We start from the raw sequence: 12,972 nt of genomic DNA on the forward strand, positions 1-12,972 counted from the left end.
TGGCCCGGCGGTGCGTCGTTTTTAGCAATTGAGAATTTGCCTGTTTCACCGCATGCTCGCCGCCATGAAAAGCCCTTTGATAGACAACCTGCAATACGCCAACTTCTCTCCGAAAATATTTGCCCAGATGCGGGCAGGCGGGGTCGATGCGGTGCATGTCACCATCGCCTATCACGAGAGTTTTCGGGAAATGGTGCTGAATCTGGAACGCTGGAACCGCTGGTTCGAGGATCACCCTGATCTGATCTTCAAAGGCACAACAGCAGCGGATGTGACCCAGGCCCAGCAAACCAATCGCACGGCCATCTTCTTTGGATTTCAGAACCCTAGTCCAATTGAGGACGACATTGGTTTGGTCGAAATTTGCCATCAGCTTGGCATCCGGTTCATGCAACTGACCTACAACAATCAATCGTTGCTCGCGACGGGTTGCTATGAGGATGACGATACTGGCCTCACCCGCATGGGCCGCGCGGTTGTGACGGAAATGAACCGGGTTGGGATGGTGGTGGATATGTCTCATTCTGCCGATCGATCGACCTTGGAAGCCATTGATCATTCGACGCGTCCCATTGCCATCACCCATGCCAATCCACATTGGTGGCACGCTGCATTGCGCAATAAATCCGACGCGGTGCTAAAGGCGTTGACCGGGGCCGGGGGCATGTTGGGGTTCTCGGTCTATCCACATCATCTGGCAGGTGGATCTGATTGTACCTTGGATGGATTCTGCCAGATGATCGCAGAGGCGGCCACACGTTATGGTGCTGAAAACCTCGGCATCGGGACGGACCTTTGTCAGGACCAGCCAGATGAGATTGTCACGTGGATGCGTGTCGGGCGCTGGACCAAGGGCATTGACTATGGTGAAGGGTCGGCCAGCAATGCAGGCTTTCCACCGATGCCCACGTGGTTCAATGACAACCGCGACTTTGGAAATATCCGGGGCGGCCTGACCGATGTTGGCATGTCGCCTGCCGAAATTGACGGGATTATGGGCGGCAACTGGCATCGGTTTTATGACCATAGCTTCAAAGCAAAATCATGACGCCCTATGTCGCCAGATGGCTCTGTGTCGAAGAGTGTTTACGAGAGGTGACCGATGCTTGATAAACCACCGCCGCCGCAGAAACCCCTGCGTGATCCGGACGACGTGATGCGATTGGCCCGCATGGGGTCAATGTTTCCGACCCGGTTGTCGTTCTTGCGCAGCCTGATGCGTCGGCTGGCAGCGGAAAAAGTCAAAATTTCCCGCCCCGTTTGGAACATGGAGGCCGAAGGGTTTGGTCACGCGGTCTATTGCCTGCGTCTTGGCGGGTATGATTATTCGCTGGTTGCGGTGTCAACCGATCTGCCGCCCGAGATGCGCACCGACAGGGTGATCGCAACAGCCTGGGACACCGCCTATGTGCTTTATGATGGCATCCCGGACACGTCCGAAATTGCCCGGATCGTCGCCGCTGCGCCCAAACAGGAAGCTGCCCGATTCACCGAGCGCGATCTGGTTCTAAGCCGCGCCAACAAATCAGTGCGTCTGTTTGCCCATGTCACCCAATCATTGCGTGCGGGCCGTCAACCCGACCCCGATATGATCCGCAATGTGGGATACCTGATGCGCACCACAGCGGTCTATGGAAACGGCAAATTCGGTATCGCAGATCGCGATGTCATTGAAACGCGCCCCGGGCTTGAAGGTCCGTTTGCCGCCGAAATGCTGACCGTCTGGCTGATCCGGCATTTTACCCATGAATTGGCAGAACACGTCGGGCGCGGCACCCTGGATACCACTCTCAAGCGGCACCTTGGGATCGGCAATTCAACTGGCCTTGGTATGGCACCTTTTCTGGTCAACCACCCGGTTTTGCTGAACAATTGGATGCTTGTCCGCGAAACCGCTCTGGCACGGGTCCGCGCGATTGAGGCACTGGATGACGCGCAAGTGGCCTGCCTGTCCAACCTGGCGGAACGCGCGGCACGGCACTTGCAAGAATGGAACGTGCCGGACCCAACCCATCAGGCACGGATCGTCACATTGCGCGCGGGTTGGGAGATTGCAAAAGGTCTTCTGACGCCGGATGCGCTGCGTGGTCACGAACCTCTTGATGGTGTGATGAATGCCGTTGCGCGCCAAAGCTGTGACGTGCAGGAATTGATGGCCGCGCTGATCACCGAACCGTTTCGCGATCTGGTGGATGGACTGGCCGAGTGCATGGGCGACCCTTTTGGCGGGTTCTATGCGCCCATCGGTAACACTGCAGCTTTACGAAAAGAGATTGAAGACCATTTTGCATGGGCGCTGACCCCAGACTACAATGACCCCGCAGGCTGCGGTCAGTTCTGGTATGTCTCAGAAGCAAAGCAGGAGCCGCGTCTTGGGCTGCGATTTGACGAACCCGGTGCCGACCTGGAAAGCCCGCTCGACATTGGTCGGCGCATCAAGGCGCTCCATACAGCGCTTGAGGGGGTCAATATCGCGCTCTCTGATTTTTTGGCAGATCATCCTGACCATGGGTTGGCCATTTCACGGGTGCAGCTTGGTGCGCGATATCCCTACGCTGAAATCCGCGACAATCTGATTGCAACATCCTGCCTGCCCATTGACATGCTGCGGTGCAAGCTATCGTTCTTTGGTGCGTCGAAGTTTGATCCCAAGTCAGACCGCTGGACCCGCATCACCCTTTGCCAGGGCGCGCCCCTGGCGGATGATCTGTGCACCAATCCGGATGACTGGTGGCTGCCGGTCTTTGCCGCATGACCCGGTCTGCCAATGAGGTGATGGTGCTGGCGGGCAAAGCTGCCCGTGGTGCCGGCGCACCGCCCGCACAGGCCAGCGAATTTGGCCGTGCCGTGGTGCACCATATCTGTGCCGGGCGTGATGTGCGCCATGTGTCAGGAGCGCTTGATGCTCTCCCAAACGGGCCGATCATGGATTTTCCAGTCGCATTCACGCGCGTGTTGGAAACAGGCGGCCCGTCCCCGCGCGGTCAGGTGGAAGCAAGCGCGTGGTTGCCACTTGCCCAAAGTTATGCCGACGCGCTGCCTTTCGCGGCCCGCGTAACAGTGATTGGTGAGGTCCTGGATATCATCGTTGACGTGCAGCAACCGGCCGCCAAAGCCTCCCTTGGGCGGCTCACATTGCCAGATACATTGTTTGATAAAATGAACGCCCTTGCCGCACGCATTCTGGTCCCTGAAAGCGACGCCTCGCGGCGCGATGGTGCCGGTGCGGGTCTGACGGACAACGACTGAACTTCACCCTTTTTATAAATACCGCGGCACTGCCCTTACGTTCCGCGGCGCTTGGCCCGTAAGGTGGGATCAGCCTGCGTCGGGTCCTCGGGCCAGGGGTGCCGGGGATAGCGCCCGCGCATGTCTTTGCGCACATCTGCATAAGAGCTGGCCCAGAAGCCCGGCAAATCCGTTGTCACCTGAACCGGGCGTTGGGCGGGCGACAACAATGTCATCTGCAAAGGCTTGCCTGCGATCATCGGATGTTGCGTGACGCCAAACACTTCTTGCAGGCGCAAAGCGATCTGTGGCTGGGCACCGGAATAATCAATCGGGACGTTGCGCCCCAATGGCGTCTCAAAATGCGCTGGTGCTGCGCGGTCCAGCGCTTGTGTCTGATCCCAATCCAACCGCGCCTTGAGCGCGGGCAGAACATCAAAACGTTTCCAATCGGCGCTGGAGCGTACACCATTCAGGTGTGGCAGCAGCCATGTTTCCAGTGTTTCCATCAGATGCGCTTGCGAAAAATCGGGAAAGCCATCACCCATCAACCGGACCCGCGACAGGAAACGCTCCGCTGCCACACTCGGCATCAGGCCAAGTTGGCGCACGCCATCCAGCATCGCGATTGCCACCTTGTCTGCTGGCGATTGCGCCCAAATGCGGTCGTCCAGAACAAGCGCACCCAACCGTTCTTGTTGCCGCGTCAGTACCCGGCTTTCGCGGCGCGACCATGCACAGACATCGTGCCACGTGATCTGGGCTCCAAAGATCTCGCGCAGTTCTGCCTCTGATATCCGTGCGGCTTGCCTGATCCGTGCCTCTGTTGGATCGCCGTCCAAATCGGTTGCCACGATCAGCCGTTCACCCGCCATTGGATCATGGTCCGGCATCACGGCACCCTTGCCACCCGACAGGATAAACCGAGGCGCATCGCCATTGCGGCGCAACCCGATCCGGTCAGGATACGCCAGCGCGGCCAGCATTCCGATGCCATCAGGCCCGGTCCCTTGCTGCCCGCGTGCAAGGCGCTTCGCCTCTTGCCGGATGCGGGTAAGGGTGGGGGCATGAGCCTCAGCAGATGATTTCTTGCCGGTTACCGCGTCCATCCGAAGTGCCAGATCGACCGATGCCCCGCGCAGCGGATCACGTTCTGCTAAAAGTGCTGCCAACATCGGCGCGGTTTTGCCCCCGCGTGCCACCATATGCGCCAGCCGGGGATGCAGCGGCAGCCGTGCCAAGGCACGCCCGTGTTCGGTAATGCGCCCTTCAGCATCCAGCGCCTCGAGCATCTGCAAAACTGCTTGCGCTTCGCCCAAGCGGCCCTCATGCGGAGGCGTGACAAAAGCCAGATCAGCGGCCTGCGCGCCCCATAATGCCAGTTCCAGTGCGAATCCGGTCAGGTCACCCACTTCAATTTCCGCGGGCGGATAGGCGGCAAGTGCGCCTTCTTCGCCCTTGCTCCACAATTTGTAAGCGACCCCTGCGGTCATCCGCCCCGCGCGGCCCGCCCTCTGGGTTGCTTCGGCCCGCGTTACCCGTTCTGTCACCAGCCGCGACATGCCCGAGGATGCATCAAACCGCGCGCGGCGCGCCAGTCCACCGTCCACAACAATCGTGATGCCTTCGATGGTGAGCGAGGTTTCGGCAATAGAGGTTGCCAGCACAATCTTGCGGCCCTTTTTGGCCGGGGCAATGGCCGCACGCTGGGCCTTGAAATCCATCGCGCCAAAAAGCGGTGCCAGAGTACAATCTGCCGGCAGATGGCCCCGCAAAATACTTTCCACCCGCCTGATTTCGCCCTCGCCCGGCAGGAACACCAACGCGGAACCTTTCGCTTCTGACAGCGCCTTGAGCACCAGATCAGCAACCGCCTGATCAAAGCGCTGCTTGCCTGTCGGACGGTCCAGCCAGTGCTGCGCAACCGGATAACTGCGGCCTTGTGAGGTGACAACTGGCGCGTCCATCAATGTGGCCACGGGCGCTGCGTCCAATGTCGCCGACATTGCCACCAACATCAGGTCATCGCGCAACGCGCCCGCCACCTCAAGACACAAGGCCAGCCCCAGATCCGCGTTCAACGAGCGTTCGTGAAATTCGTCAAAGATCACCGCTCCGATGCCGGGCAGATCCGGGTCTTGTTGCAACATTCGGGTCAAGATGCCTTCGGTCACCACTTCAATCCGCGTGTCTCTGCTGATCGCCGAGGCACCACGCACCCGGTATCCGACTGTTTTTCCCACGTCCTCGCCCAAGGTTGCCGCCATGCGTTCCGCCGCTGCGCGCGCAGCAAGGCGGCGTGGCTCAAGCATGATGATCTTTTGCGTTGTAAGACCAGCATCCAGCATCGCCAGCGGAACCCGTGTTGTCTTGCCTGCACCGGGCGGGGCCTGCAACACCACGCGACCGCAGCTTGCGAGCGCCGCAATCACCTCGGGCAGCACAGCATCAATGGGAAGGGTGAACGACATGAGGTCTTTATCTGGCAAAGACCGGGGCGCGCCAAGGGGCAAGGGATGGACATTTCAAGGCGACCCCGCAAAAGATGCATCATGGATATGGATGACCTTGCAAAACGTGTGGTGGCGGGCGAACGGCGCGCATTGGCGCAGGCGATCACGCTGGTTGAATCGGGCCGCGCGGATCACCGCGACAGCGCCGCGCGACTGTTGGCAGCCTTGCCGCAAGACAGGCAAGCCCTGCGCATCGGGCTTTCCGGCACACCCGGTGTGGGCAAATCCACATTCATCGAAAGCTTCGGGATGATGCTTACCGGTCAGGGAAAGCGGGTTGCGGTACTTGCTGTTGATCCGTCTTCATCGCGCTCGGGGGGCTCTATCCTTGGCGACAAAACCCGCATGGATTTGCTCAGTCGGGACCCCAAAGCCTTTATCAGGCCCTCGCCCAGCCAGACCCATCTGGGCGGTGTGGCGCGCCGCACCCGCGAGGCGGTGCGGCTTTGTGAGGCGGCGGGATATGACGTGGTGTTGATTGAGACAGTGGGCGTTGGCCAATCCGAAACGGTTGTGGCCGAGATGTCGGATGTTTTCCTGCTGCTCCTTGCCCCGGCGGGGGGCGATGAATTGCAGGGTGTCAAACGCGGGATCATGGAAATGGCCGATGTGATTGTCGTCAACAAGGCTGATGGCGATCTCAAAGCGGCCGCCAGCCGCACCTGTGCGGATTATGCAGGCGCACTGCGGTTGCTGCGCAAAAGGGAACAGGACCCAGCAGGATTTCCCAAGGCACTGATGGTGTCGGCCCTGCAGGAACAGGGGCTTGATGAAACATGGGAAGCCCTGCTTGAGCTTGTCAATTGGCGGCGCGAAAATGGATATTGGGACCAAACACGGGCGACGCAGGCGCGGTACTGGTTCCTTGAAGATGTGAAACAACGCCTGCTGGCGCAGTTGGAAACAACCCAGGCACGCAAGGCATTGCGGGACTTAAGCGATCAGGTCGCAGAGGGCACGGTTGACCCCGCGGTCGCCGCTCAGACATTCGTGGAAAAGCTGGGTCATTAGCGCCGCCGGGTAGAATTCTTCAAAAGAACCGATGCGGTGCGGTAATCAACCCGCCGCCTTTGGATGGGCCCGGTTGTACACCTCCATCAGCCGCGCTGTATCAACGGCAGTATAGGCTTGTGTCGTGGACAAAGAGGCATGGCCCAAAAGCTCTTGAATTGCCCGCAAATCACCGCCCGCATCCAGCAGATGGGTCGCAAAGCTGTGGCGCATGGCGTGTGGCGTTGCAGTGGCGGGCAGGCCAAGCTGCATCCGCGCATTCGCCATCACCTGCGCAATGGCGCGCGCCCCAAGCGCGCCGCCGCGAATGGCACGAAACAGCGGTTCGCGTGATTCGTGCGGATGAGGGCATTCGCGCAGATAGGCGTCAATCGCGGTCCGCGCGGCAGGCAGAACCGGCACCACACGTTCCTTGCCGCCCTTGCCAACAATGCGCAAAACCTCTGGCAGCGGTGCATCAGCACCTTTAAGCCCCAGCGCCTCTGAAATACGCAACCCGCAGCCCCACAGGAGGGTCAGCACCGCCACATCGCGTGCAGCCACCCAAGGTCTGTCTGTTTGTATCTCGACACAGTCGATCAGCGCTTTGGCGGCATCAATCGCCAAGGGGCGAGGCAGCTTTTTCTGAAATTTTGGCGACCGGGTGGACAGCACCGCGGTCGGTTCAAACCCTTCGCGTTCTGCCAGCCAGCGATAGAATGCCTTTACCGCAGACAGTTTGCGGGCCATCGACCGGGGCCCGACATCGCTGCTGCGCGTGCACGCCATCCAGCTGCGCATGTCCGAAATGGTGATCCGCGCCAGCGCACCCAACCCTTGGCTGTCGCCCTTGTGGACCGTCATGAACGCCAGAAAATCCGCCACGTCGCCTTGATACGCGGTGAGCGTGTTGTCCGCCGACCCCTTGATGGCGCGCTGTTGTTCAAGCCATGTTTGCAGCGCATCGCGTGCGGCGGGGCTGATCAGCCCGGTGTCAGCAGAATGTTGCGCGCGGTTCAAGACAACCAGCGGCGCATCGCGCGCTCAAATACCCCGGTGAAAAAGGTCAGCAGGTCGGTTCCCTGCTGGGGCCCGAACATATGCGGATCCTCGGCACCCATCACCAAAAGGCCGGGCAGGCGGCCCGCCCCAAAATCCAGTTTCAGACACGCCTCGGACCGGATCCATTCCGCCTTGCCGCCGTAGATGTGTTCGTCAGCACCCTGCACGCCACGCAATGTCACTTGCCGGGGCGCGCCGCCGCGTCCCTGGGTCAGGTATTCGTCAATAAATCCGGGTTCAGCGACGCTGAGAACATCACCAAGACGCTGCACGGCGGGATCGCTGTCGTTCTGAACAGATTCCAAGACCAGCTTGACCGCGTCAACGCGCAGGATTTCGGCCACCTCACCACCCAGATCGCGCAGAAAGGCTTCAAATTCGACCGGGTCCAGCATCCGCAGGATGGCGCGGTGTATCTGGTTGGTGCCTGCAAGGTTTTCGTAAGCCGCCGCAATCACGCTGCGGTGGGTGTCTTCCAGCCGGTCCAGACGTGTTTCCAGACGTTCCATCGCAATGCCGCGCAGATCGACGATGTTGCCACCCATCGATCTTTCATTGGCCGCAATCAACGCCTGCATGACGTCGGTATCGTCCAGTATCACATCGGGTTTCGAAATGATCGCCTCGCGCAGGGCGTCATCAATCTTGGGGCTGCTGCTCATGTACGTCTCTTGATTATTTTGGGTGGTATAGCATGAGGTTTTGAATAAATCTGCCCCCTTGTTGCGAACTCGGAATGCAGGGCGGATCGTGTTGCCAAACCGCTTCATGCGCAGCGCCAGATGGAAAGACCCTTCCAGGTGACGCCGCACTGAATGCCTGAAAGATGGGCGCGTGGCCCATCCCTTACGTCAGACGATCTTGATGTTGCCCTTGGCGGCATCTTTCATGAACTGATCAAGCCCTTTGTCGGTCAATACATGGCTGGCCAGTTTCTTGATCACCTCTGGCGGGGCCGTCATCACGTCAGCCCCAATCAACGCGCAATCCTGCACATGGTTAACGCTGCGGATAGAGGCCGCCAAAATCTGCGTGTCAAAGCCATAGTTGTCATAGACGGTGCGGATGTCCTGAATAAGGTCCAGACCATCCAGATTGATGTCATCCAGACGCCCGATGAAGGGGGAAATGAATGTGGCCCCCGCCTTGGCCGCCAGCAATGCCTGATTGGCCGAGAAACACAAAGTGACGTTGACCATCTTGCCTTCGCCAGACAACACTTTGCAGGCTTTCAGGCCCGCCCATGTCAGCGGCACTTTGACGGCGATGTTGTCGGCGATTTTAGCCAGTTTGCGACCTTGGGTGATCATCTCATCGGCCTCAAGGGCGACAACTTCGGCGCTGACCGGGCCGTCGACCAGATCACAAATCTCTTTGGTGACTTCCAGAATATCCCGGCCTGATTTCAGAATCAGCGATGGGTTGGTTGTGACCCCATCAACCATGCCCAAATCATTCAGCTCGGCGATGGCGTCAATCTCGGCGGTATCTACGAAAAATTTCATGTCTTGTCCTTGCGCATGAGGAACGGAGCGTTGATGTTGGCTTTACCGCATGATCGGCCCTGCTGAAACCCTCAAATCCCGAAATTGTTCAATCGGAGCTTTTGGTGACGTCCCAAGAATTCTTTGACCACGGCACTTTGGTGTCCGTGCTGACGACGCAGCCTTTGGGACGTGCTTTGGACTATAAGGCGCCTGAAGGCGGCTGTCATTTGGGTGCCTTTGTTGAGGTGCCCCTGGGGCCGCGCAAGGTGCTTGGCGTTGTGTGGGGGCCGGGTAAGGGCGACTATGACATTGCCAAAATACGCTCTGTCATCAGAGTGCTGGACGCGGCACCGATGCGGGCGGAAATGCGTGAATTTTTGATGCGTGCGGCGGCTTATACGCTCACACCGATGCCCGCCATGCTGCGGCTGGCCACCCGCGCGCCGGGTTTGGGCGATCCGCCGTCGATGCGCAAAGTATATCGTCGCGGGGCGAATGAGCCGGAGCGGATGACAGACGCGCGGACCCGTGTGCTTGCGACATTGTCCGAATATGGCGATCTGTCATTCACGCTCAAAGAACTCGCTGAAATGGCGGGGGTGACGCCTTCTGTTGTGAAAGGGCTGGTGGGTCAGGGGGCCGTGTTCGAAGAAGACAGCCCACGGGATGTGCCGTTCTTGCCGATGGACCCGGACCTGCCAAGCAAAGAACTGACGCAGGATCAGGCGGCGGGCGCACGCGCGCTGGCGGAAGGTGTGGCTGGGCAGGCATATGGCACCACATTGCTGCGCGGCGTTACCGGTTCGGGCAAAACCGAAGTGTACCTCGAAGCCATCGCCGCCGCGTTGAGGGCCGGCCGTCAGGCCCTGGTATTGCTGCCCGAGATTGCCCTGACTGAACAGTTTTTCACCCGCGTTCAGGAACGATTTGGGGCCAAGCCTGCGGAATGGCATTCAGGGGCCACCATGACCGAACGCCGCCGCATCTGGCGGATGGTCGGACAAGGACAGGCACAATTGGTCATCGGCGCGCGGTCGGCCTTGTTCCTGCCATTTCAGAACCTTGGCCTGATTGTCGTCGATGAAGAGCACGACACCTCGTACAAGCAGGAAGAGGGCGTTTTGTACAACGCCCGAGATATGGCCGTGCTGCGTGCGGCAATCTGCGGGGCGCAGGTGGTGTTGGCCTCGGCCACCCCATCGCTGGAAAGCTGGGCCAATGTAGAGGCGGGCAAATATCGGCGGCTGGAACTGACCTCAAGGTTCGGCCCGGCAGTCATGCCGACGATGGGCGCGATCGACATGCGTGCAGAGGCCTTGCCAAGCGACAAATGGGTGTCACCGACCTTGCAAAGCGAAGTCAGCAAGCGGCTGGAAAAGGGCGAACAGGCGATGCTGTTTATCAACCGCCGTGGCTATGCGCCGATCACGCTCTGCCGCGCCTGCGGCCATCAGATTGGCTGTGATCATTGCGATGCGCGGATGGTGGAGCACCGGTTTTTGAAACGCCTCGTCTGTCACCAATGTGGCGAAAGCAAACCGATGCCAGAGGTATGCCCGTCGTGCGAAGCAGAGGGGCGGCTGGCCCCGGTGGGACCGGGAGTGGAACGTCTGGGCGAAGAGGCCGCAGCATTGTGGCCAGATGCCCGCATCGCCACCTTAAGTTCAGACATGTACGGATCCGCGCGCGCGCTCAAGGCCGAGATTGCAGCGATCAGTGACGGGGCCGCCGACATCATCATCGGGACCCAGCTTGTCGCCAAAGGGCATAATTTCCCAAATCTGACGCTTGTTGGTGTGATTGATGCCGATCTGGGCCTGATGGGGTCCGATCTGCGTGCAGCAGAGCGGACGTTTCAGCTGATGCGGCAGGTGGCGGGGCGGGCGGGCCGGGCAGAGGCACCGGGGACCGCCCTCATGCAGACTTATCAACCCGAGCATCCGGTGATCCGGGCAATTCTGGCGGGCGACGAAGAAGCGTTTTGGGCCGCAGAGGCCAAGGAACGGCAACAGGCCGGAGTGCCACCTTATGGTCGCATGGCCGGGATCATCCTGAGCGGGCCGGACATCGCACAGGTGTTTGATGCGGGCAATCTGTTGGCGCGTCAGGACGGACCGTTGCGCGCGGTTGGCGCTCAGGTCTTTGGGCCTGCACCAGCCCCCATTGCAAGGGTCCGTGGTCGGCACCGGGTGCGCCTCTTGGTCAAGGCAGATAAATCCGCGCCCTTGCAGGAAGCGCTGGCACGCTGGGTGGCGCAGGTGCGCCTGAAGGGTGATTTGCGTCTGGCCGTCGATATAGATCCGCAGAGTTTTTACTAGGGTGAGGCCACTGGGGGTTTCACACCCCCAGACCCCCGTGCGGTATTTGCAAAAAGGGTGAAGGGGCGGGTGCATTTGCATCTCGCCATTGCGGCGTCTGGGGCGTATTGGGTTTTTATGGCTCAGTTTATTACCCTCGAAGACGCGAAACGGCTGCCTTTTTGGCGTCGCCCCGTGGCATTGTTGTTCCTGATGGCACTGGCCATGCCGATTGCGTTCAACACATGGGCGGCGCTGCTGAATAATTTTGTCATTGAGGTCGCTGATTTTGATGGGGCCGATATTGGTCTGTTGCACACAGTGCGCGAAATCCCTGGTTTTCTGGCTGTCGGCGTGATTGCGATCATCATTTTCGTGCGCGAGCAGGTGCTGGGGCTGGTGGCGCTGATCTTGCTTGGCGTGGCGACGATGCTCACCGCCTGGTTTCCCACGATGGGCGGCATTCTGACGCTTACGATGCTCAGCTCGATCGGTTTTCACTATTACGAAACGGTCAATCAATCGCTGCAATTGCAATGGCTTAAGATCGAAGACGCGCCGCGGATGCTCGGGTGGTTGATGGCCGCAGGGTCATTTGCCACGCTGATCGCCTATCTGGCGATCATGACACTTTGGGAGACACTCAATCTCTCTTACAACATCGTTTATATGGTTGGTGGTGGCATCACCGTGCTGATCGTGATTTTCGCGATTGTCGCCTATCCGCAGTTTGAGGCACCCACCCCGCAGATCAAAAAGATGGTCCTGCGCAAGCGCTACTGGCTTTATTACGCGCTGCAGTTCATGTCCGGTGCGCGGCGGCAGATCTTCATGGTGTTTGCCGGTTTCATGATGGTCGAACGCTTTGGGTTTGAAGTGCACGAAATCACCACGCTTTATCTGATCAATCTGATTGCCAACATGATTTTTGCCCCGTTGATGGGCCGCGCCGTTGGTTTCTTTGGGGAGCGGCGCGCGCTGGGGTTTGAATATATCGGGCTGATACTGGTGTTTCTTTCTTATGGCGGCGTCTATTTCATGGGCTGGGGCGTGATCGTTGCGGCGGTGCTTTATGTGCTGGACCATATGTTCTTTGCCCTCGCACTGGCGCTCAAGACCTACTTCCAAAAGATCGCGTCACCCGGTGATATCGCGCCCACAGCGGCAGTGGCCTTTACCATCAACCATATTGCGGCTGTGTTTTTGCCGGTGCTGCTTGGGTTCTTGTGGCTGGTTTCACCTGCGGCGGTATTCTTTTTGGCGGCGGGCATGGCTTTTGTGTCTTTTTGCCTTGCAATGCTGATCCCGCGCCATCCTGCACCGGGGAACGAAACGATATTTGCAGGCAGGCTGCCGCAGGCCGCGGAGTAGCACGCAGGTGGCGCAGGGGCGGTT

General features: G+C 59.4%; 10 protein-coding genes. 6 read left to right on the plus strand and 4 right to left on the minus strand.

Annotated elements, in window-relative coordinates:
• Positions 1–64 precede the first annotated feature (64 nt).
• From C1J02_RS06075 to C1J02_RS06085, 3 genes are read left to right on the plus strand one after another with little or no spacing between them, the layout of a single operon-like run.
• A complete protein-coding gene (locus C1J02_RS06075; protein WP_114880404.1) occupies positions 65–1,048 on the plus strand; it encodes a membrane dipeptidase in 984 nt (327 codons plus the stop codon).
• Between the two features lie 54 nt (positions 1,049–1,102).
• On the plus strand, positions 1,103–2,755 hold the full coding sequence (locus tag C1J02_RS06080) for a hypothetical protein (RefSeq protein WP_114877783.1): 1,653 nt from the start codon (positions 1,103–1,105) through the stop codon (positions 2,753–2,755).
• The gene (locus tag C1J02_RS06085; RefSeq protein ID WP_114877784.1) at positions 2,752–3,249 is read left to right on the plus strand and encodes a hypothetical protein; all 498 of its coding nucleotides are present in this window, start codon (positions 2,752–2,754) and stop codon (positions 3,247–3,249) included. Before C1J02_RS06080 ends, C1J02_RS06085 begins: the two co-directional genes overlap by 4 nt.
• A gap of 35 nt (positions 3,250–3,284) precedes the next feature.
• On the opposite strand, the gene hrpB is transcribed toward C1J02_RS06085, so the two are convergent.
• Positions 3,285–5,699, minus strand: coding sequence for an ATP-dependent helicase HrpB (gene hrpB / locus C1J02_RS06090; protein WP_114877785.1), 2,415 nt, complete (start codon positions 5,697–5,699; stop codon positions 3,285–3,287).
• Between the two features lie 81 nt (positions 5,700–5,780).
• Between hrpB and meaB the strand changes: the two genes are divergently transcribed.
• Entirely contained in the window at positions 5,781–6,752 is a 972-nt protein-coding gene (meaB, locus tag C1J02_RS06095) for a methylmalonyl Co-A mutase-associated GTPase MeaB (protein WP_114877786.1), read from the plus strand.
• 45 nt (positions 6,753–6,797) lie between these two features.
• Here the strand turns inward: meaB and C1J02_RS06100 are convergent, their stop codons facing one another.
• The 3 genes from C1J02_RS06100 to fsa form a co-directional block, all read right to left on the minus strand.
• Entirely contained in the window at positions 6,798–7,751 is a 954-nt protein-coding gene (locus tag C1J02_RS06100; protein WP_254693219.1) for a tyrosine recombinase XerC, read from the minus strand.
• On the minus strand, positions 7,748–8,455 hold the full coding sequence (locus C1J02_RS06105; protein WP_114880406.1) for a DUF484 family protein: 708 nt from the start codon (positions 8,453–8,455) through the stop codon (positions 7,748–7,750). Before C1J02_RS06105 ends, C1J02_RS06100 begins: the two co-directional genes overlap by 4 nt.
• A gap of 189 nt (positions 8,456–8,644) precedes the next feature.
• Positions 8,645–9,298: a fructose-6-phosphate aldolase gene (gene fsa, locus C1J02_RS06110; protein ID WP_114877787.1), complete on the minus strand. Its 654-nt coding sequence runs from the start codon at positions 9,296–9,298 to the stop codon at positions 8,645–8,647.
• 104 nt (positions 9,299–9,402) lie between these two features.
• Between fsa and C1J02_RS06115 the strand changes: the two genes are divergently transcribed.
• Positions 9,403–11,598 (plus strand): primosomal protein N', encoded by a 2,196-nt coding sequence (locus tag C1J02_RS06115; RefSeq protein WP_114880407.1) that lies wholly within the window; start codon positions 9,403–9,405, stop codon positions 11,596–11,598.
• Between the two features lie 117 nt (positions 11,599–11,715).
• Positions 11,716–12,948, plus strand: a complete 1,233-nt coding sequence (locus C1J02_RS06120; protein WP_114880408.1) for an MFS transporter — start codon at positions 11,716–11,718, stop codon at positions 12,946–12,948.
• Positions 12,949–12,972 lie beyond the last annotated feature (24 nt).

This window comes from Sulfitobacter sp. SK011, from assembly GCF_003352065.1.
Classification (GTDB): Bacteria; Pseudomonadota; Alphaproteobacteria; order Rhodobacterales; family Rhodobacteraceae; genus Sulfitobacter.